The following is a 20,283-nucleotide window of genomic DNA, read 5'->3' as shown; positions in this document are numbered from 1 at the left end:
GGAGTGCTAAATGAGCTTTTTTATCTCTAACGCCATGGCTGACGCCGCTGCGCCTGCTGCTGCCGGCCCTATGGGCGGTGGTTTCGAGTGGATTTTCCTGGTCGGCTTCCTGGTCATCTTCTACCTGATGATCTGGCGTCCACAGGCCAAGCGCGCCAAAGAGCAGAAAAACCTGCTGGGCAGCCTGCAAAAAGGCGACGAAGTCGTGACCACTGGCGGCATCGCCGGCAAGATCACCAAGGTTTCCGATGCTTTCGTGGTACTGGAAGTCTCCGACACCGTGGAAATGAAGTTCCAGAAGGGCGCCATCGCCGCCACGCTGCCTAAGGGCACGCTCAAAGCGATCTAAGTAACAACCTTTACCAATCGACGGGGCGCGCAAGGCGCCCCGCGTTATAAGCGGGCGGCGTGATGCTGAACAAATACCCTCTGTGGAAATACGTACTGATCCTGGCGGTGCTGGCGATCGGTTTTATTTATTCCGCTCCCAATCTCTATCCTGATGACCCGGCGATCCAGATCTCTGGCGCCAGCACTTCGCTGCAGGTCAATCAGGCTGATCTGGAACGCGCGAGCAAAGCGCTGACTGACGCGGGCATCCAGGTTAAAGCGGCAACCTTGGCAGCTGGTTCCAAAGGCGGCTTGTTGCGCCTGACCAAGCAAGAAGACCAATTGCCGGCCAAGGACGTTGTACGCAAGGTCATGGGTGACGATTACGTCGTTGCATTGAACCTGGCACAGACCACGCCACAATGGCTGCGCAGCATTGGCGCGCACCCGATGAAGCTGGGTCTGGACTTGTCCGGTGGTGTGCACTTCCTGCTGGAAGTCGACATGGACAAGGCTCTCGACGCGCGTCTGAAAGTCTACGAAGGCGACGTGAAGAGCCTGCTGCGCAAAGAGAAACTGCGTTATCGCAGCTTGCCGCAGCTCAACGGTGCCATCCAGCTGGGTTTTGCTGACGAAGCGTCCCGCGAGCAGGCCCGTGCGCTGATCCGCAAGAATTTCAATGACTTCGACATCGTGCCGGCCGACTTGAATGGTCAGGCTGTGTTGCGCCTGGCGATGAGCCCGGCCAAGATCGCCGAGATCCGCGAGTACTCCATCAAGCAGAACTTGACCACGGTACGTAACCGCGTCAACGAGCTGGGTGTGGCCGAGCCGATCGTGCAGCGTCAAGGCGCCAACCGCATCGTGGTTGAGCTTCCGGGCGTGCAGGACACCGCTGAAGCCAAGCGTATCCTGGGTAAGACCGCCAACCTGGAATTCCGCCTTGCAGCTGAGCCGGGTGCCACTCGTGCGACCTCCGAAGAGTTCGAGTTCCGCGAGGGCAATCGTCCTCCTGCGTTGATCGAGCGTGGCTTGATCATCACCGGTGACCAGGTGACCGATGCCAAGGCCGGTTTCGGCGAGCACGGCACCCCTGAAGTGAACATCCGCCTGGATGGTCACGGTGGCGAACTGATGAGCCGCGCCACGCGCAGCAACGTCGGTCGCAGCATGGCGGTGATCTTCATCGAGCAGCGCCCTGTTACCACCTATACCAAGCAGATGGTCAACGGCGTCGAGAAAGACGTGCCGGTGCAGACCTTCAAGGAAGAGAAAAAGATCATCAGCCTGGCGACCATCCAGTCGCCGCTGGGTGCGCAGTTCCGCATCACTGGCCTGAACGGCCAGGGTGAGTCCTCCGAGCTGGCGCTGCTGCTGCGTGCCGGTGGCCTGGCGGCGCCGATGTACTTCGCTGAAGAACGTACCATCGGCCCGAGCCTGGGTGCCGACAACATCACCAAGGGTGTGGATGCGGCGCTGTGGGGCATGTTGTTCGTGTCCCTGTTCATCATCGCCATCTATCGCTTCTTCGGCGTTATCGCCACCGTCGCACTGGCGGGCAACATGGTGATGCTGCTGGCGCTGATGTCGCTGCTGGGCGCGACGCTGACCTTGCCGGGTATCGCCGGTATCGTGCTGACCATGGGTATGGCGGTCGACGCCAACGTACTGATCTTCTCGCGTATCCGTGAAGAGATCGCCGCCGGCATGACCGTACAGCGTGCTATCAACGAAGGCTTCGGCCGGGCATTTACCGCGATTCTCGACTCCAACTTGACCACTTTGCTGGTCGGCGGGATTCTCTTTGCCATGGGCACCGGCCCGGTCAAAGGTTTTGCGGTGACCATGTCCCTGGGTATCTTTACCTCGATGTTCACGGCCATCATGGTGACCCGCGCAATGGTCAACCTGATCTTTGGCGGGCGTGACTTCAAGAAGTTGTGGATTTAAGGGGCTGCCATGTTACGTACAATCAACTTCATGGGCGTTCGCAACGTTGCGTTCGGCGTCACCGTGCTCCTTACCGTTCTGGCGTTGTTCAGCTGGTTCCATAAGGGCCTGAACTACGGTCTGGACTTCACCGGTGGTACGCTCATCGAGCTGACCTACGAGAAGCCGGCCGATGTCACCCTGGTGCGCGACGAGCTGGTCAAGGCCGGCTATCACGAAGCCGTCGTGCAGAGCTTTGGTGCCACCACCGACCTGCTGGTGCGTATGCCTGGCGAAGACCCGCAACTGGGTCACCAGGTAGCCGAGGCCTTGCAGAAGGTCGGCGGCGACAACCCGGCTTCGGTCAAGCGCGTCGAGTTCGTCGGCCCGCAGGTGGGTGAAGAACTGCGCGACCAGGGCGGCCTCGGCATGCTGATGGCGCTGGTAGGCATCATGATCTACCTGGCCTTCCGCTTTCAGTGGAAGTTCGGTGTCGGCGCCATTGTGTCGCTGATCCACGACGTGATCGTGACCGTGGGTATCCTGGCCTACTTCCAGATCACCTTCGACCTGACCGTATTGGCGGCCGTACTGGCGATCATTGGTTACTCGCTCAACGACACCATCGTGGTATTCGACCGGGTTCGTGAGAACTTCCGGGTGCTGCGCAAGGCGACGTTGATCGAGAATATCAACATCTCCACCACCCAGACGCTGCTGCGGACCATGGCGACGTCGATCTCCACCTTGCTGGCGATCGCCGCGTTGATGATCTTCGGGGGCGACAACCTGTGGGGCTTCTCGCTGGCGCTGTTCATCGGTGTTCTGGCGGGTACCTACTCGTCGATCTACATTGCCAACGTGGTGCTGATCTGGCTGAACCTCAACAGCGAAGACTTGATCCCTCCTGCTGCTACTGGCAAGGAGGTCGACGACCGCCCTTGATGGGCGTTAGTTGATCGGCTGTTACAAGAAGGGCGCGAGTATTGAACTCGCGCCTTTTTTTTTGCTCCAAGGCTGGGTATAGCGCGGATCTTTCGATCCGTTTGTGATGGTCAGGAGGTTCAACGTGAACAAGTCGTTGCTGGTTGGTGCGGTATTGGGTGCTGTCGGTGTGACTGCCGGGGGTGCTGTTGCCACCTACAGCCTGGTAAAAAGCGGCCCTGAGTATGCGCAAGTACTGGCGGTACAGCCGGTTAAAACCCAGATCAAAACCCCTCGTGAGGTCTGCAAGGACGTCACTGTGACCCGGCAACGTCCGGTGCAGGATCAACATCAAATCGCCGGTACCGTGGTCGGCGCCCTTGCGGGTGGCCTGTTGGGTAACCAGATCGGTGGCGGTAATGGTAAGAAGCTGGCCACCGTGGCCGGTGCGGTCGGTGGCGGTTACGCCGGTAACAAGGTTCAGGAAGGCATGCAGAACCGTGATACCTACACCACCACGCAAACCCGCTGTAACACTGTTAACGACATCAGCGACAAGGTTGTCGGTTATGACGTGCGTTACAACCTGGATGGCAAGGAAGGGACTGTGCGTATGGAGCGTGATCCAGGCGGCCAGATTCCAGTCGACAAAGAAGGTCGTCTGATCCTGGGTCAGAACCAGCAGTAATTTCGGGCCTGGCACTGATTCAAAGGCCAGGTGCAGTTCAAAATGTGGGAGGGGGCTTGCCCCCGATGGCAGTGGGTCAGCACCTGATTAGCTGGCTGACCCACCGCCATCGGGGGCAAGCCCCCTCCCACATTTGATAAGTATTGCTGCTGTTTCACGGGGCTGGCACAAATCCCATGCATAAAAAAAGCACCCCTAGGGGTGCTTTTTTGTGCCCGCTCGCTTAACGCTTCAGCGAAGCCGGCAGGTGCGGCTGGATCGCCGTCAGTACTGCCTTGAAGCATTTGGTGTTGCCGGCAACCACGTGGCCTTTCTCCAGGAAGTCGTGACCACCGGTGAAATCGCTCACCAGGCCGCCTGCTTCCTGGATCAGCAGGGCGCCTGCTGCCATGTCCCACTCGGACAGGCCTGATTCCCAGAATGCATCGAAACGACCGGCGGCGACATAGGCCAGGTCCAGGCTGGCTGCACCGGCGCGGCGGATACCGGCGGTCTGGCCAACCAGGGCGCGGAACATGCCCAGGTAGTTTTCCAGGTTGTCCATCTGGTCGTCACGGAACGGGAAGCCGGTGCCCAGCAGGGCGCCTTCCAGGCTCGTGCGACCGCTGACGCGCAAGCGACGACCATTGAGCTGGGCGCCACGGCCACGGCTGGCGGTGAACTCTTCCTGGCGCACCGGATCCAGCACAACAGCGTGTTCCAGGCGGCCACGGTATTTGCAGGCGATGCTCACGGCAAAATGCGGGATGCCGCGCAGGAAGTTGGTGGTGCCATCCAGTGGGTCGATGATCCACAGGTAGTCTTCGCCTTCGCCGCTACCTTTGTGCAGGCCGGTTTCTTCGCCGAGGATGCCGTGGGTAGGGTAGGCCTTGCGCAGGGCGTCGATGATCTTCTGTTCGGCGGCGCGATCCACTTCGGATACATAATCCTTGGCGTCTTTTTCGTCGACCTTGATGGTATCCAGGCGCTCGATGGAGCGGAAGATCAATTCACTGGCGCTGCGGGCGGCGCGCAGCGCGATATTCAGCATGGGCTGCATGGATGTGTCACCTAAGGTTGTTAAAGAAAGCCGGGCATTCTAGCAGAAACTTTCCTCAGGTGAAGGACGACGTTAGCTTTCATGGCATAACCTTAGGCTGTTCTGTAAGATTTGCTCCCCTTTCCCGTGTCCGAGAGCGCCTCCCTTGCTGCAAAACATTCGTGTCGTCTTGGTCAATACCAGTCATCCCGGCAATATCGGCGGGGTGGCGCGAGCCATGAAAAACATGGGGCTGACGCGCCTGGTGCTGGTCGAACCGCGGGTGTTCCCGCACCACGAGGCCGATGCCCGTGCGTCTGGCGCCAATGACATTCTTGAAAAAGCCCAGGTCGTCGCCACTCTGGAAGATGCCCTTGTTGGTTGCAATCTGGTGCTTGGTACCAGCGCCCGTGACCGGCGTATCCCCTGGCCGCTGCTGGATCCGCGAGAATGCGGCACCAAAGTGGTAGAAGAGGCTGCCGGTGGCGCTGAGATCGCCCTGGTGTTCGGCCGTGAAGACTCCGGCCTGACCAATGAAGAGCTGCAGCGATGTCATTATCACGTGCATATCCCCTCAGACCCTGAGTTCAGCTCGCTGAACCTCGGGGCGGCGGTGCAGGTGTTGACATACGAAGTGCGCATGGCCTGGCTGGCAGCTCAAGGCCAGCCGAGCAAGATGGAGAAGGACGAGGTTGCGTCGACCAAAAGTGGCGAGTTGGCCACCATGGACGAGCTCGAACGCTTCTATGAGCACCTGGAGCAAACCCTGGTGGCCATCGAATTCCTCGATCCTGAAAAGCCACGGCACTTGATGGCGCGCCTGCGTCGTTTGTACGGTCGCAGCTCGGTGAGCCGGGCGGAGATGAATATATTGCGTGGCATCCTCACGGAAACCCAGAAAGCGGCCCGTGGTGAGCTTCTTAAGCGGAAGGATTAAAAATGTTCGAGCGTTTGCGAGAAGATATCCAGAGTGTTTTCCATCGTGACCCGGCGGCGCGCAACGCCTTTGAAGTGCTGACCTGCTATCCGGGCCTGCACGCGATCTGGATTCACCGTTTGTCCGGCGCCTTGTGGGGCATGGGCTGGAAATGGCTGGCCCGGCTGGTGTCGAACTTCGGTCGCTGGTTGACCGGCATCGAGATTCATCCGGGCGCCAAGGTGGGACGTCGCTTCTTTATCGACCATGGCATGGGTATTGTCATAGGCGAGACCGCCGAGATCGGTGATGACGTGACGCTTTACCAGGGTGTGACCCTGGGCGGTACTACATGGAATAAAGGCAAGCGTCACCCGACCCTGGAAAATGGTGTAGTGGTGGGGGCGGGCGCCAAGGTGCTGGGGCCCTTTACCGTGGGCGCCGGTGCCAAGGTGGGTTCCAACGCCGTGGTGACCAAGGCTGTACCTGCTGGCGCCACCGTGGTGGGTATTCCGGGTCGCATCATCGTCAAGCCGGAGGTCGGCGACGAGCAGGAGGCCAAGCGCAAGGCCATGGCCGAGAAGATCGGTTTCGACGCCTACGGCGTCAGCGAAGACATGCCCGATCCGGTGGCTCGCGCCATTGGCCAGCTGCTTGATCATCTGCAAGCAGTGGACGGCAAGCTGGACGGTATGTGTGGTGCGCTGAAGGATCTGGGCAGCCCATACTGTGCGAAGGATCTGCCTGAGTTGCGCGAAGAGGACTTCGCCCAGATCAAGGATGAAGCCGCTACCAAGGCAAGCTGAGGTCTCCTGTGGGAGGGGGCTTGCCCCCGATAGCGGTAGGTCAGTTGATGCCTGATTGGCTGACATTCAGTCATCGGGAGCAAGCCCCCTCCCACATTTTGATCTCCATTGGTCTCGAGATCTCTGCCTGGCCCTGTTCCTGCTGTTCGATCCCACCCCATCCTGCTATGATTCGCGCGCCCTTTTTACGGGTATTCCTGACTAAAGTACTAGGTCTTATAGTTGACTTAAATACTCGGGAATCGCATACTTGCTCCCATTCTGAAACACCTTGGTACTTGTCCATGAGACTGACTACAAAAGGCCGATACGCGGTGACCGCCATGCTTGACCTGGCCCTGCACGCGCAAACTGGGCCGGTGTCCCTGGCCGATATCTCCGAGCGCCAAGGCATTTCCCTGTCCTACCTTGAGCAGCTGTTCGCCAAATTGCGCCGCAGCAATCTGGTTTCCAGCGTTCGTGGTCCAGGTGGTGGCTATCAATTGTCCCGCGACATGCAGGGCATCCAGGTGGCCCAGGTGATCGACGCGGTCAACGAATCCGTCGATGCCACCAAATGCCAGGGTTTGGGTGATTGCCACGCCGGCGACACCTGCCTGACACACCACTTGTGGTGTGACTTGAGCCTGCAGATCCATGAGTTTTTGAGTGGTATCAGCTTGGCTGATCTTGTGACTCGCCGTGAGGTGCAAGAAGTAGCCCAGCGTCAGGACCAGCGCCGTTGCAACACCAAGGCGCCGCGTCTGGACAAGATCGAAGCGTCCGCCGTCGAGTGACAGCCGAAGAGCTAACGGCGTGCCAGCCAGCCTGATTTAGGAGAAAGTCCATGAAATTGCCGATTTACCTTGATTACTCAGCGACCACCCCGGTTGATCCGCGTGTTGCGCAAAAAATGAGCGAATGCCTGCTGGTTGACGGAAACTTCGGCAACCCGGCCTCCCGCTCCCACGTATTCGGCTGGAAGGCCGAGGAAGCGGTTGAGAACGCGCGTCGCCAGGTCGCTGATCTGGTCAACGCCGACCCGCGTGAAATCGTCTGGACGTCCGGTGCTACCGAGTCCGACAACCTGGCTATCAAGGGTGCGGCGCATTTCTACGCGACCAAGGGCAAGCACCTGATCACCACCAAGATTGAGCACAAGGCTGTCCTCGACACCATGCGCCAACTGGAGCGTGAAGGTTTCGAGGTGACTTACCTTGAGCCCACCACCGACGGTATCGTCACCCCTGCGATGATCGAAGCCGCGATGCGTGAAGACACCATCCTGGTTTCCGTGATCCACGTGAACAACGAAATCGGCACCATCAACGACATCGCCGCCATCGGCGAGCTGACGCGCTCCAAGGGTGTGTTGCTACACGTCGACGCCGCTCAGTCCACCGGCAAGGTCGATATCGACCTGTCCAAGCTGAAAGTCGACCTGATGTCGTTCTCGGCTCACAAGACTTACGGCCCTAAAGGCATCGGCGCTCTCTACGTCAGCCGCAAGCCGCGCGTGCGCATCGAAGCGACCATGCACGGTGGCGGCCACGAGCGCGGCATGCGTTCGGGCACCCTGGCGACCCACCAGATCGTCGGCATGGGCGAAGCCTTCCGCGTGGCCAAGGAAGACATGGCTGCCGAAAATGTGCGTATCAAGGCCCTGAGCGATCGCTTCTACAAGCAGGTCGAGAACCTTGAAGAGCTGTACATCAACGGCAGCATGACTGCCCGTGTACCGCACAACCTGAATTTGAGCTTCAACTATGTCGAAGGCGAGTCGCTGATCATGGCGCTCAAGGACCTGGCGGTCTCGTCCGGTTCGGCCTGTACCTCGGCATCCCTTGAGCCTTCGTATGTATTGCGCGCCCTGGGCCGCAACGACGAACTGGCACACAGCTCGATCCGCTTTACGTTCGGCCGCTTCACCACTGAAGAGCAAGTCGACTACGCGGCGCAGAAGGTCTGCGAAGCCGTCAACAAGCTGCGCGTTCTGTCGCCGCTGTGGGACATGTACAAAGACGGTGTCGATATTTCCAAGATCGAGTGGGCGGCACACTAAATATAGAAGCCGCCACCCAAGCTCTGTAGGAACGTGGCGGTAAACGCAGGCGTTTCTACAGGGTTCCAGAGCGGCCCTGATGAGTGAGGATTCAGTACCATGGCTTACAGCGAAAAGGTCATCGACCACTACGAAAACCCGCGCAACGTCGGCAAGATGAACGCGGAAGATCCTGATGTCGGCACCGGCATGGTCGGCGCTCCGGCGTGCGGCGATGTGATGCGCCTGCAGATCAAGGTCAACGATGCTGGCGTTATCGAAGACGCCAAATTCAAGACTTATGGCTGCGGTTCGGCCATCGCCTCCAGCTCCCTGGCGACCGAATGGATGAAAGGCAAGACTCTGGATGAGGCTGTCACCATCAGCAACACCCAGCTGGCCGAAGAACTGGCACTGCCGCCAGTCAAAATCCACTGCTCCGTACTCGCTGAAGACGCCATCAAGGCGGCGGTTCGCGACTACAAGCAGAAGAAAGGCTTGATCTAAGCATTTGGCGACGAGTAAGGAGTCAACGATGGCTATCAGCATGACAGAAGCGGCAGCGCAGCACATTCGCCGCTCCCTGAATGGGCGCGGTAAAGGTGAGGGGATTCGTCTGGGTGTTCGCACCACGGGCTGTTCCGGCCTTGCCTACGTGCTGGAGTTTGTCGACGAGGTGGTTGAAGAGGATCAGGTGTTCGAAAGTCACGGCGAGAAAGTGATCATCGACCCCAAGAGCCTGACCTACCTGGACGGCACCGAACTCGATTTCGTCAAGGAAGGGTTGAACGAAGGCTTCAAGTTCAACAACCCCAACGTGCGCGGTGAATGTGGCTGCGGCGAAAGCTTCAACATCTGAGGCTACTCGTGGGTACTCCTTGTCATTTCGCTTTATTCGAGCTGCAGCCGAGCTTTCGGCTGGACCTTGAGCAGCTTGCCACGCGCTATCGAGAACTGGCGCGTGGGGTGCATCCGGACCGCTTTGCCGACGCTTCCGAGCGTGAGCAACGCCTGGCCCTGGAGCAATCGGCCAGCCTCAACGAAGCCTATCAGACGCTCAAAAGCCCTCCCAAACGCGCGCGCTATTTGCTGGCGATGAAGGGCGGTGAGTTGCCGATGGAAGTCACTGTGCATGACCCGGACTTCCTGATGCAGCAGATGCAATGGCGTGAAGAGCTCGAAGATCTGCAGGACGAAGCCGATGTGGCGGGTGTCGCGGTCTTCAAGCGTCGTCTGAAAACCGCCCAGGACGAGCTCAACGAAAGCTTTGCGGCCTGTTGGGATGATGCGGCGCAACGTGAACAGGCCGAGCGCCTGATGCGGCGCATGCAGTTCCTCGACAAGCTCACCTACGAAGTGCGCCAGCTAGAAGAGCGCCTCGACGATTAACCCAGTGCTGCCCGTGATGCACGCCTGATAGACAGATAAGACCTGATTACCATGGCCCTACTGCAAATCGCCGAACCCGGCCAAAGCCCTCAACCGCACCAGCGTCGCCTGGCGGTCGGGATTGACCTGGGCACCACCAATTCCCTGGTTGCTGCCTTGCGCAGCGGCCTGTCCGAGCCGCTGCCCGATGCCGATGGGCAGGTGATCCTGCCGTCTGCCGTGCGTTACCACCCTGATCGTACCGAAGTGGGGGAGTCGGCCAAGTTGGCCGCGTCCTCGGACCCCCTGAACACTGTGCTGTCGGTCAAGCGCTTGATGGGTCGTGGGCTGTCCGACGTCAAGCAGTTGGGCGACCAGTTGCCGTACCGCTTTGTCGGCGGTGAATCCCATATGCCGTTTATTGACACCGTCCAGGGCCCGAAAAGCCCGGTCGAAGTGTCGGCCGATATCCTCAAGGTGCTGCGCCAGCGTGCGGAAAAAACCTTGGGCGGCGAGCTGGTCGGTGCGGTGATCACCGTTCCGGCGTATTTCGATGACGCCCAGCGTCAAGCCACCAAGGACGCGGCGAAACTGGCCGGCCTGAATGTACTGCGTCTGCTCAACGAGCCGACCGCTGCGGCTGTGGCCTACGGCCTCGATCAGCACGCTGAAGGCCTGGTCGCCATTTATGATCTGGGCGGCGGCACCTTCGATATTTCGATCCTGCGCCTGACCGGCGGTGTTTTCGAAGTGCTGGCCACCGGCGGCGACAGCGCCCTGGGCGGCGATGACTTCGACCACGCCATCGCCGGCTGGATCATCGCCAGCGCCGGTTTGTCTGCCGACCTGGACCCGGGCGCGCAGCGTAACTTGCTGCAAACTGCCTGTGCGGCCAAGGAAGCGCTGACTGATGCTGCATCTGTTGAAGTCAAGTATGGTGATTGGTCGGCACAGCTGACCCGCGAAGCCTTTGACGCGCTGATCGAGCCGATGGTCGCCCGCAGCCTCAAGGCTTGCCGTCGTGCTGTGCGTGACTCCGGTATTGAACTGGAAGATGTCGGCGCTGTGGTCATGGTCGGTGGCTCCACTCGCGTGCCCCGTGTGCGTGAGGCGGTTGCCGAAGCCTTTGGTCGCCAGCCGTTGACTGAAATCGATCCGGATCAAGTGGTGGCCATTGGCGCCGCAATCCAGGCCGATACCCTGGCTGGTAACAAGCGCGATGGTGGCGAACTGCTGTTGCTCGACGTGATTCCGCTGTCTCTGGGCCTGGAAACCATGGGTGGCCTGATGGAGAAGGTGATTCCACGCAACACCACCATCCCCGTCGCGCGCGCCCAGGATTTCACCACCTACAAAGACGGCCAGACGGCCATGATGATTCATGTGCTGCAAGGCGAGCGCGAGCTGATCAGCGACTGCCGCTCCCTGGCGCGTTTTGAATTGCGCGGCATCCCGGCCATGGTGGCGGGGGCGGCGAAGATTCGCGTGACCTTCCAGGTTGATGCTGACGGCCTGCTCAGCGTGGCTGCACGTGAGTTGGCTTCGGGCGTTGAGGCCAGCATCCAGGTCAAACCGTCCTACGGCCTGACCGACGGCGAAATCGCCAAGATGCTCAAGGACTCGTTCCAGTATGCCGGTGACGACAAGGTTGCCCGCGTACTGCGTGAGCAGCAAGTGGATGCCCAGCGCCTGCTCGAAGCGGTGCAGGGCGCCCTTGAAACCGACGGCGAGCGCCTGCTGGATGCCGAAGAGCGCATGGTCATCGACCTGCAGATGCAGGAATTGGCCGAACTGATGAAAGGCAACGATGGTTACGCCATCGAGCAACAGACCAAGCGCCTGTCGCAAGTGACTGATGCCTTTGCTGCCCGTCGTATGGATCAGACGGTGAAAGCCGCACTGGCGGGCCGCAACCTGAATGAAATCGAGGAATAACTGATGCCGCAGGTCACTTTTCTACCGCACGCCGAACACTGCCCGGATGGCATGGTCGTGGAGGCAGAGACCGGCAAGTCCCTGCTTGACGTCGCGCACGACAACCATATCGAGATTGAAAGTGCCTGTGGTGGCGTCAATGCCTGCACCACTTGCCACTGCATCATTCGTAAAGGTTTCGACAGCCTCAATGAGGCTGACGACCTGGAAGAAGACTATCTTGATAGGGCGTGGGGGCTGGAGCCGACGTCGCGTCTGAGTTGCCAGGCGAAAGTGGGGACTGAAGACCTCACCGTTGAAATCCCGAAATATTCGCTCAACCATGCCGCCGAAGCGCCGCATTGATTCAAGGAAGTGTCATGAGTCTTAAATGGGTTGATGTACAAGAGATCGCTATCCTGTTGGCCGATGGCAACCCGGATCTGGATCCTTACTCCCTGAACTTTGTAGCTTTGCGTGACATGGTCATGGCATTGCCCGGGTTCGAAGATGAGCGTGATCGTGGTGGTGAAAAGGTCCTGGAAGCGATCCAGACTGCCTGGAAAGAAGAACAGGACTGACGCCTCCCTCACGCAGTTAGGCAATACCCAATAACCCGCGTATAATTCGCGGGTTTAATTTTTCGTAAATTACCGTTTCTGGAGTTACACCATGGCTGTTCAACGTACTTTCTCCATCATCAAGCCTGACGCTGTTGCAAAAAACGTCATCGGCGAGATCACCACTCGTTTCGAAAAAGCCGGCCTGAAGGTTGTAGCTTCGAAACTCAAGCAACTGTCCAAGGCTGAAGCTGAAGGCTTCTACGCTGAGCACAGCGCTCGTGGTTTCTTCGGCGACCTGGTTGCCTTCATGATCTCCGGTCCTGTTGTTGTTCAGGTTCTGGAAGGCGAAAACGCTATCGCTCTGAACCGTGAGCTGATGGGCGCTACCAACCCTAAAGAAGCGGCTGCCGGCACCATTCGTGCTGACTTCGCTGAGTCCATCGACGCCAACGCTGTTCACGGTTCGGACTCCGAAGCCGCTGCTGCTCGCGAAATCTCGTACTTTTTCGCTGCTACTGAAGTAACCGCTCGCTAAGCATCGGCTTAAAGAGTGAGGGTGAATCCATGACTACATCGACTGTTAAAACCAACCTGCTGGGTCTGACTCAGCCGGAAATGGAGAAATTCTTCGACTCAATCGGGGAGAAGCGTTTCCGTGCCGGTCAGGTAATGAAGTGGATTCACCACTTTGGCGTCGACGATTTCGACGCCATGACGAACGTCAGCAAGGCCCTGCGCGACAAGCTCAAGGCCATTGCCGAGGTGCGTGGTCCCGAAGTTGTCAGCGAGGACATCTCCAGCGACGGCACCCGTAAATGGGTGGTGCGTGTGGCGTCCGGCAGCTGCGTCGAGACCGTGTACATTCCCCAGGGCAAACGCGGCACCTTGTGCGTTTCGTCCCAGGCAGGCTGTGCCCTGGATTGCAGTTTCTGCTCCACCGGCAAGCAAGGCTTCAATAGCAACCTCACCGCCGCCGAAGTCATCGGCCAGGTGTGGATTGCCAACAAATCCTTTGGCAGCGTCCCGGCGACCGTCGACCGTGCCATCACCAACGTGGTGATGATGGGCATGGGTGAGCCGCTGCTGAACTTCGACAACGTGATTGCGGCCATGCACCTGATGATGGACGACCTGGGCTACGGCATCTCCAAGCGCCGTGTGACCCTGTCGACCTCCGGCGTGGTGCCGATGATCGATGAGCTGGCCAAGCACATCGACGTCTCCCTCGCGTTGTCGTTGCACGCACCGAATGACGCATTGCGTAACCAATTGGTGCCGATCAACAAGAAGTATCCGCTTAAGATGCTGCTCGAATCTTGCCAGCGTTACATGGCGACCTTGGGTGAGAAGCGTGTGCTGACCATTGAGTACACCATGCTCAAGGACATCAACGACAAGGTCGAGCACGCGGTCGAGATGATCGAGTTGCTCAAGAACACCCCGTGCAAGATCAACCTGATCCCGTTCAACCCGTTTCCGCATTCCGGTTACGAGCGGCCGAGCAACAACGCCATCCGCCGTTTCCAGGATCAACTGCACCAGGCCGGCTACAACGTCACCGTACGCACCACCCGTGGTGAAGACATCGACGCCGCCTGTGGCCAATTGGTAGGGCAGGTGATGGACCGCACCCGCCGCAGCGAACGTTATATCGCCGTGCGCGAACTTAACGCCGCCGAAGATTTGCCGCAAATTGCTGTGAATCGAATCTGAGAGAGGATCTCTATGCCCTTGCGCCTTGCGCTGCTTTTACTGCTTGCCGGCCTCGTTGCCGGTTGTGTTTCATCGGGCCATGACAGCCCTTTGCACACCACTAAAGGCCGTGATGAGGCGCGGGTTGCCTATGTGCAATTGGGCTTGGGGTATTTGCGTCAAGGTATGAGCGAGCAAGCCAAGGTGCCGCTGAAAAAGGCCCTTGAACTGGACAGCGCGGATGCTGATGCCAACGCCGCACTGGCTCTGGTGTTTCAGGCCCAGGCCGAGCCTGAGCTGGCCGACCGCTATTTCAGCAAGGCCCTGGCTTCACGTCCTGCCGATCCCAGGTTGCTGAACAACTATGGCAGTTTCCTGTTCGAGCAGAAACGGTATGACCAAGCCGCTGCTTATTTCCAGCAAGCCAGCGCCGATACTCTTTATCCTGAGCGTTCGCGGGTGTTCGAGAACCTCGGGGTGACTTCGATGCGCCTCGGTCAGCGCGACAGCGCGCGCCAGCAGCTGGAAAAAGCCCTGCATCTGAACAGTCGCCAGCCACGGGCATTGCTCGAAATGGCTGAGTTGTCTTACGAAGACAGGCATTATGTGCCGGCACGAGACTATTACGAGCGTTTTAGCCTGCTCAGCGGGCAAAATGCACGTAGTCTATTGCTCGGTGTGCGCCTGGCGACGGTTCATGAAGAACACGACACGGCCGCACGTTTTGGCCAGCAACTCGAACGACTCTATCCCGGTACGCCGGAATATCAGCAATACCTGTCGGAGCAATGATGAAAGCCGCGCACCCGGAAGATGTAGCAGCTAATCGCGTAAACCCAGGCGAAACCTTGCGTCAGGCCCGCGAAAGCAATGGTTGGTCGCTGGCGGAAGTGGCCCTCAAGCTCAATTTGACCAGCACGTCCCTGGCCAATCTGGAAGCCGGCGCGTTCGACAAGCTGCCTGGGCACACCTTTGCCCGTGGCTATATTCGCGCCTACGCCAAATTGCTGGGTATTGACCAGGCGGTGCTGGTGCAGGAATTCGACCAGTTCACCGGTACCGATGCCCAGGGCAGCAATGTCCATGGCCTTGGGCGCATCGAAGAGCCAACGCGGGTTTCCCACACGATTTTGCGGATTGTCAGCCTGTTGCTGCTGGTTGCCGTGGTCGGCGGCGGTTTCGTCTGGTGGCAAGACCAGGCCTCCCAGCGCAGCAAAGACCTGACCAGCAACGCCATGGAGCACGTCGAAGTCGAAAGCGCCGATGGCACCACCCAGATTCATCCGCTGGACGAGCCGGAAGACCAGGCGGTTGCCGAAGGGCAGGCCGCACCGCAAGTGCCGGCTACGGCTGAGCAGCCGGCGTCGCAAGTGGGCACCACGCCTGCTGACACTGCGGTGGTACAGGCCCCGGTGACCCCGGCAGCACCCGTGGTTCAAGCTCCTGCGGCACCCGCACCCGCACCCGCACCCGCGACGCCTGCGCCAGCCGCACCGGCAACGCCAGCAATGTCGCCTCCGACCACCCCAGCGTTGATCGCCGGTGACGGGCGCGTTCAGATCACCTTCATCGCTGACTGCTGGACGCAGGTCACCGATGGCAACGGCAAAGTGCTGTTCAGCGGTTTGAAGCGTAAGGGAGATACGCTTGACCAGGGCGGCAAGCCTCCTTTGACGCTGCGTCTGGGCTTTGCCCGTGGCGCGCAAGTGGCCTACAACGGCCAGCCTGTAGACGTGGCGCCGTTCACCAGTGGCGAGACCGCTCGCCTCAAGTTGGGACAATAGTCATGCACGGCGAATCTCCAATCAAACGTCGCGTATCGCGCAAGATCTGGGTTGGCTCTGTGCCGGTGGGGGGCGATGCCCCTATCGCCGTGCAGAGCATGACCAACAGCGACACCAATGATGTGGCCGCCACCGTAGCCCAGATCAATCGCCTGGAAGCGGCGGGTGTGGACATCGTGCGGGTTTCCGTGCCGGACATGGATGCAGCCGAGGCTTTCGGCCGCATCAAGCAGTTGGTCAAGGTGCCGCTGGTTGCCGACATTCACTTCGACTACAAGATTGCACTGCGCGTGGCCGAGCTGGGTGTGGACTGCCTGCGTATCAACCCGGGCAACATCGGTCGCGAAGACCGTGTGCGTGCCGTGGTGGACGCCGCCCGTGATCGTGGGATTCCGATCCGCATTGGCGTGAACGCCGGCTCCCTGGAAAAAGACCTGCAAAAAAAATACGGCGAGCCTACCCCGGCGGCGCTGGTCGAGTCGGCACTGCGCCACGTTGAGCACCTGGAACGCCTGAATTTCCAGGACTTCAAGGTCAGCGTAAAGGCCTCCGATGTGTTCATGGCGGTAGAAGCCTACCGCCTGCTGGCCAAGGAAATCGTGCAACCACTGCACTTGGGTATCACTGAAGCTGGCGGTTTGCGCTCAGGCACAGTGAAATCTGCCGTGGGTCTCGGTATGCTGCTCGCCGAAGGGATTGGCGATACTATCCGCATCTCCCTGGCGGCAGACCCCGTAGAGGAAGTGAAGGTCGGCTACGACATTCTCAAATCCCTGCGTTTGCGTTCCCGTGGTATCAACTTCATTGCCTGCCCGAGCTGCTCGCGGCAGAACTTCGACGTGGTGAAGACCATGAACGACCTGGAGCTGCGCCTAGAAGACCTGCTGGTGCCGCTGGATGTCGCAGTCATCGGTTGTGTGGTCAACGGGCCGGGTGAAGCCAAAGAGGCTCATGTGGGCCTGACCGGTGGTACGCCGAATTTGATTTACATCGACGGCAAGCCGTCGCAGAAGCTAACGAATGACAATCTGGTGGATGAGCTGGAAAAGCTGATCCGCGAGAAAGCGGCCGAGAAGGTCGCCGCTGACGCAGCGCTGATCGCTCGCGGCTGATTGAACGAATTTAAGGATTTGATGTGAGCAAGTCTCTGCAAGCCATTCGTGGCATGAACGACATCCTGCCGGAGCAGACGCCACTGTGGCGCTACTTCGAAAGCACTGTCGCGCGCCTGCTGGATAACTACGGTTACAAGCAGATCCGCATGCCGATCGTCGAGTTCACCGAGCTGTTCAAGCGCTCCATCGGTGAAGTGACCGACATCGTCGAAAAAGAGATGTACACCTTCGAAGACCGCAACGGCGACTCCCTGACCCTGCGTCCGGAAGGCACTGCCGCGTGCGTGCGCGCCGTACTGGAACATGGCATCACCGGTGGTGGCCAAACCCAGAAGCTCTGGTACATCGGCCCGATGTTCCGCCACGAGCGCCCGCAGAAGGGCCGCTATCGCCAGTTCCACCAGATCGGTTGCGAAGTCTTCAACCTTGACGGCCCGGACATCGACGCCGAGCTGATCGTGCTGACCTGGCGTCTGTGGGGCCAACTGGGCATCCGCGATGCGGTCAAGCTCGAACTCAACAGCCTGGGTACCAGCGAGTCCCGGGGCCGCTATCGCGAAGCCCTGGTCGAATACCTGTCGGCTCACCTGGATAAATTGGACGAAGACAGCCAGCGCCGTCTGAAGACCAACCCGTTGCGCGTTCTGGATACCAAGAACGCCGACACCCAGGCCGTATTGGTCAACGCACCGAAAATGGCCGATTACCTGGACGACGAATCCCGCGTGCACTTCGAGGGCCTCAAGGCTCGCCTGGATGCCGCGGGGATTCCCTACGTGATCAACCCCAAGCTGGTGCGTGGCCTCGACTACTACAGCAAGACTGTATTCGAGTGGGTCACCGACAAGCTCGGCGCCCAAGGCACCGTGTGTGCCGGTGGTCGCTACGACGGCCTGGTCGAGCAAATGGGCGGCAAGCCGACCCCGGGCGTAGGCTTTGCCATGGGCATCGAGCGGCTGATCCTGCTGCTGGAAACCCTGGAGCAGGTTCCCGAAGAAATTTCCCGTCAGGTGGACGTGTACCTGTGCGCTTTTGGCGAGGCTGCCGAACTGGCCGCCCTGGCCTTGAGCGAGAAGGTGCGCGACCAACTGCCGAACCTGCGCCTGCAGATCAATGCCGGCGCCGGCAGCTTCAAGAGCCAGTTCAAGAAGGCTGACAAGAGCGGTGCGCTGTACGCACTCATCCTTGGCGATGACGAGTTGGCCCAGCAAGTGATAGGTTTCAAACCCCTGCGTGGCCAGGGTGAACAACAGAACGTTGCCTTTGATGCGCTCGCTGCGCACTTGGCCACCTGCGTCGTGCAGGGTTGAAGCTGTCGAACAGCCGAATTTAGCGATTAAGGAGTATTGGGGTGTCGAGTACTGATGATGAGCAACTGGCCGAGTTCAAGGACTGGTGGCAGCGTAACGGCAAGCCCCTGGTCACTGGCGGCCTGCTGGCTTTAGTGGTGGTGTTCGGCTGGCAAGCCTGGACCAAGTATCAGGCCAACCAATCCCAGGGCGCCTCGATCGTTTACCAGCAATTGCTGGAAACTACCCTGACGCCGGACGGCAAGCCTGACCCTGCACAGGTGGCAGACCTGGCCGGCAAGCTGAAAAACGAATTCGGCGGTAGCACCTACGCCCAGTACGGCAGCCTGTTCGTCGCGAAAGTCGCGGTCGATACCGGCAAGCTGGATGACGCAGCCACCGAGCTGAAGGCCATTGCCGACAAGCCGACCAACCCGACCCTGGGTGAAATCGCACGTCAGCGCCTGGCACAGGTATTGGCGGCACAGAACAAGGCTGACGAAGCACTCAAACTGCTCGACGGCGATGCTGACAAGGCATTCGTGGCCACTCGCGAAGAGCTCAAGGGCGACCTGTTGGTCCAATTGGGTCGTACCGACGAAGCCCATGCTGCGTACCAAAAAGCCAAGGCGGCGCTGTCTGATGAAGCGGCGGTCGGTGGCTTACAAATCAAGCTCGACGACTTGGCCAAAGGGGATGCGTGACGTGATCCGTTGGAAACATGCAGCATTGCTGGCTCTGGCCGTTTTGGCCGCGGGTTGCAGCAGCAACAGCAAAAAAGAACTGCCGCCTGCCGAGCTGACCAGCTTCAAGGAAGAAGTGGTCCTGCAAAAACAATGGAGCCAATCCATTGGTGACGGGCAGGGCGACCTCTACAACCTGTTGCAGCCGGCGATCGACGGCGACAACATCGTGGCCACTGATTCCACTGGCGTCGTGGTTGCCATGGATCGCATGAACGGCGACGTCAAGTGGAAGAAAGACCTCGAGCTACCGGTTTCCGGTGGTGTGGGTGTCGGCTACGGCATGGTGCTGATCGGTACGCTCAAAGGTGATGTGGTCGCACTCGACTCCAGCACCGGCGAAGAGAAATGGCGCGCTCGCGTGACCAGTGAAGTGCTCTCGGCGCCAGCGACCAACGGCGATATCGTCGTGGTGCAGACCCAGGATGACCGCGTGATCGGTCTGGATGCCTCCACTGGCGACCAACGCTGGTTGTACGACAGCACCCCGGCGGTGTTGACCCTGCGTGGTACCAGTGGTCCGATTGTGACCAACAATCTCGCTGTGGCTGGCCTGTCGACCGGTAAAGTAGTCGCCCTGGATACCCAGAACGGCGTGCCAGCGTGGGAAACCCGTGTGGCTATCCCGCAAGGCCGTTCCGAACTGGACCGCGTCGTGGACATCGACGGTGGCCTGCTGCTGTCGGGTGAAAGCCTCTACGTGGCCACCTATCAGGGCCGTGTTGCCGCGCTGGACCTGCAAAGCGGCCGCATCAACTGGCAGCGTGATGCTTCCAGCTATGCGGGTGTCGCCCAAGGGTTTGGCAGCGTCTACGTGAGCCTGGCCTCCGGCACCGTTGAAAGTGTCGATGAGCGTTCCACCACTGCACTGTGGAGCAACGACTCGCTGGCTCGCCGCCAACTGTCGGCGCCGGAAGTCTTCTCCAGCTACGTAGCAGTCGGTGACTTTGAAGGTTACCTGCACCTGCTGAGCCAGGTGGATGGTCGCTTTGTCGGTCGCCAACGTATCGACAGCGACGGCCTGCGTGCGCGTCCGCTGGTGGTAGGTAACATGCTTTATGTGTATGGCAACGGCGGCAAGCTGGAAGCCCTGACCATCAAGTAAGAACCATGCTTGGGGTAACACCCAGGCGGCCCTGCTTTTGCAGGGCATGCGGCATCTGACGATGCTGCCCCGAGCACCA

23 protein-coding genes are annotated in these 20,283 nt (G+C 59.6%); 22 read left to right on the top strand and 1 reads right to left on the bottom strand.

Annotated elements, in window-relative coordinates; translation table 11 throughout:
- Positions 1 to 10 precede the first annotated feature (10 nt).
- The 4 genes from yajC to IH404_RS23310 all read left to right on the top strand — a co-directional run bounded on the left by yajC (position 11) and on the right by IH404_RS23310 (position 3,871).
- Positions 11 to 349, top strand: a complete 339-nt coding sequence (yajC, locus tag IH404_RS23325) for a preprotein translocase subunit YajC (protein WP_003175975.1) — start codon at positions 11 to 13, stop codon at positions 347 to 349.
- A gap of 62 nt (positions 350 to 411) precedes the next feature.
- Positions 412 to 2,280: a protein translocase subunit SecD gene (gene secD / locus IH404_RS23320; protein WP_103734905.1), complete on the top strand. Its 1,869-nt coding sequence runs from the start codon at positions 412 to 414 to the stop codon at positions 2,278 to 2,280.
- A gap of 9 nt (positions 2,281 to 2,289) precedes the next feature.
- Positions 2,290 to 3,204 carry a protein translocase subunit SecF gene (gene secF / locus IH404_RS23315; protein WP_005791199.1) on the top strand — a complete coding sequence of 305 codons (915 nt, stop codon included), beginning with the start codon at positions 2,290 to 2,292 and terminating at the stop codon, positions 3,202 to 3,204.
- 124 nt (positions 3,205 to 3,328) lie between these two features.
- On the top strand, positions 3,329 to 3,871 hold the full coding sequence (locus tag IH404_RS23310; RefSeq protein ID WP_005791197.1) for a glycine zipper 2TM domain-containing protein: 543 nt from the start codon (positions 3,329 to 3,331) through the stop codon (positions 3,869 to 3,871).
- A 223-nt stretch (positions 3,872 to 4,094) separates the two neighbouring features.
- Here the strand turns inward: IH404_RS23310 and suhB are convergent, their stop codons facing one another.
- On the bottom strand, positions 4,095 to 4,910 hold the full coding sequence (gene suhB, locus IH404_RS23305) for an inositol-phosphate phosphatase (RefSeq protein ID WP_005791195.1): 816 nt from the start codon (positions 4,908 to 4,910) through the stop codon (positions 4,095 to 4,097).
- Positions 4,911 to 5,055: 145 nt separating this feature from the next.
- On the opposite strand from suhB, the gene trmJ reads away from it, so the two are divergent.
- The 18 genes from trmJ (at position 5,056) to bamB (ending at position 20,204) form a co-directional block, all read left to right on the top strand.
- Positions 5,056 to 5,826 (top strand): tRNA (cytosine(32)/uridine(32)-2'-O)-methyltransferase TrmJ, encoded by a 771-nt coding sequence (gene trmJ, locus IH404_RS23300; RefSeq protein WP_005791193.1) that lies wholly within the window; start codon positions 5,056 to 5,058, stop codon positions 5,824 to 5,826.
- Between the two features lie 2 nt (positions 5,827 to 5,828).
- A complete protein-coding gene (gene cysE, locus IH404_RS23295) occupies positions 5,829 to 6,611 on the top strand; it encodes a serine O-acetyltransferase (RefSeq protein WP_005791191.1) in 783 nt (260 codons plus the stop codon).
- 284 nt (positions 6,612 to 6,895) lie between these two features.
- Positions 6,896 to 7,387 carry a Fe-S cluster assembly transcriptional regulator IscR gene (iscR, locus tag IH404_RS23290; protein ID WP_003194020.1) on the top strand — a complete coding sequence of 164 codons (492 nt, stop codon included), beginning with the start codon at positions 6,896 to 6,898 and terminating at the stop codon, positions 7,385 to 7,387.
- 50 nt (positions 7,388 to 7,437) lie between these two features.
- Positions 7,438 to 8,652: an IscS subfamily cysteine desulfurase gene (locus tag IH404_RS23285; protein ID WP_003194019.1), complete on the top strand. Its 1,215-nt coding sequence runs from the start codon at positions 7,438 to 7,440 to the stop codon at positions 8,650 to 8,652.
- A gap of 99 nt (positions 8,653 to 8,751) precedes the next feature.
- Entirely contained in the window at positions 8,752 to 9,138 is a 387-nt protein-coding gene (gene iscU, locus IH404_RS23280; protein ID WP_003175965.1) for a Fe-S cluster assembly scaffold IscU, read from the top strand.
- 28 nt (positions 9,139 to 9,166) lie between these two features.
- Positions 9,167 to 9,490: an iron-sulfur cluster assembly protein IscA gene (gene iscA, locus IH404_RS23275; protein ID WP_003209680.1), complete on the top strand. Its 324-nt coding sequence runs from the start codon at positions 9,167 to 9,169 to the stop codon at positions 9,488 to 9,490.
- 8 nt (positions 9,491 to 9,498) lie between these two features.
- Positions 9,499 to 10,020 (top strand): co-chaperone HscB, encoded by a 522-nt coding sequence (gene hscB / locus IH404_RS23270; protein WP_005791186.1) that lies wholly within the window; start codon positions 9,499 to 9,501, stop codon positions 10,018 to 10,020.
- Between the two features lie 51 nt (positions 10,021 to 10,071).
- Complete coding sequence (gene hscA / locus IH404_RS23265) at positions 10,072 to 11,934, top strand: Fe-S protein assembly chaperone HscA (protein WP_005791184.1); 1,863 nt, start codon at positions 10,072 to 10,074, stop codon at positions 11,932 to 11,934.
- Between the two features lie 3 nt (positions 11,935 to 11,937).
- Positions 11,938 to 12,279, top strand: coding sequence for an ISC system 2Fe-2S type ferredoxin (fdx, locus tag IH404_RS23260; protein WP_005791182.1), 342 nt, complete (start codon positions 11,938 to 11,940; stop codon positions 12,277 to 12,279).
- 14 nt (positions 12,280 to 12,293) lie between these two features.
- Positions 12,294 to 12,494, top strand: a complete 201-nt coding sequence (gene iscX / locus IH404_RS23255; RefSeq protein ID WP_003194015.1) for a Fe-S cluster assembly protein IscX — start codon at positions 12,294 to 12,296, stop codon at positions 12,492 to 12,494.
- 91 nt (positions 12,495 to 12,585) lie between these two features.
- Positions 12,586 to 13,011: a nucleoside-diphosphate kinase gene (gene ndk, locus IH404_RS23250; RefSeq protein ID WP_003175956.1), complete on the top strand. Its 426-nt coding sequence runs from the start codon at positions 12,586 to 12,588 to the stop codon at positions 13,009 to 13,011.
- A gap of 29 nt (positions 13,012 to 13,040) precedes the next feature.
- Positions 13,041 to 14,189 carry a 23S rRNA (adenine(2503)-C(2))-methyltransferase RlmN gene (gene rlmN, locus IH404_RS23245; RefSeq protein WP_005791178.1) on the top strand — a complete coding sequence of 383 codons (1,149 nt, stop codon included), beginning with the start codon at positions 13,041 to 13,043 and terminating at the stop codon, positions 14,187 to 14,189.
- Positions 14,190 to 14,201: 12 nt separating this feature from the next.
- Complete coding sequence (gene pilW / locus IH404_RS23240) at positions 14,202 to 14,960, top strand: type IV pilus biogenesis/stability protein PilW (protein WP_005791176.1); 759 nt, start codon at positions 14,202 to 14,204, stop codon at positions 14,958 to 14,960.
- On the top strand, positions 14,960 to 15,952 hold the full coding sequence (locus tag IH404_RS23235; protein WP_005791174.1) for a RodZ family helix-turn-helix domain-containing protein: 993 nt from the start codon (positions 14,960 to 14,962) through the stop codon (positions 15,950 to 15,952). Before pilW ends, IH404_RS23235 begins: the two co-directional genes overlap by 1 nt.
- 2 nt (positions 15,953 to 15,954) lie before the next feature.
- Positions 15,955 to 17,064 (top strand): flavodoxin-dependent (E)-4-hydroxy-3-methylbut-2-enyl-diphosphate synthase, encoded by a 1,110-nt coding sequence (gene ispG, locus IH404_RS23230; protein ID WP_003175952.1) that lies wholly within the window; start codon positions 15,955 to 15,957, stop codon positions 17,062 to 17,064.
- Positions 17,065 to 17,087: 23 nt separating this feature from the next.
- Positions 17,088 to 18,377, top strand: a complete 1,290-nt coding sequence (gene hisS, locus IH404_RS23225) for a histidine--tRNA ligase (RefSeq protein WP_005791172.1) — start codon at positions 17,088 to 17,090, stop codon at positions 18,375 to 18,377.
- 41 nt (positions 18,378 to 18,418) lie between these two features.
- Positions 18,419 to 19,060, top strand: a complete 642-nt coding sequence (locus IH404_RS23220; protein ID WP_003194010.1) for a YfgM family protein — start codon at positions 18,419 to 18,421, stop codon at positions 19,058 to 19,060.
- The gene (gene bamB, locus IH404_RS23215) at positions 19,053 to 20,204 is read left to right on the top strand and encodes an outer membrane protein assembly factor BamB (RefSeq protein WP_194439150.1); all 1,152 of its coding nucleotides are present in this window, start codon (positions 19,053 to 19,055) and stop codon (positions 20,202 to 20,204) included. Before IH404_RS23220 ends, bamB begins: the two co-directional genes overlap by 8 nt.
- Positions 20,205 to 20,283 lie beyond the last annotated feature (79 nt).

The organism is Pseudomonas sp. OST1909 (assembly GCF_015277575.1).
Taxonomy (GTDB): Bacteria; Pseudomonadota; Gammaproteobacteria; order Pseudomonadales; family Pseudomonadaceae; genus Aquipseudomonas; species Aquipseudomonas synxantha_A.
The sequence above is the reverse complement of the archived record's forward strand: the minus strand, read 5'-3'. Positions and strand labels throughout refer to the sequence as shown.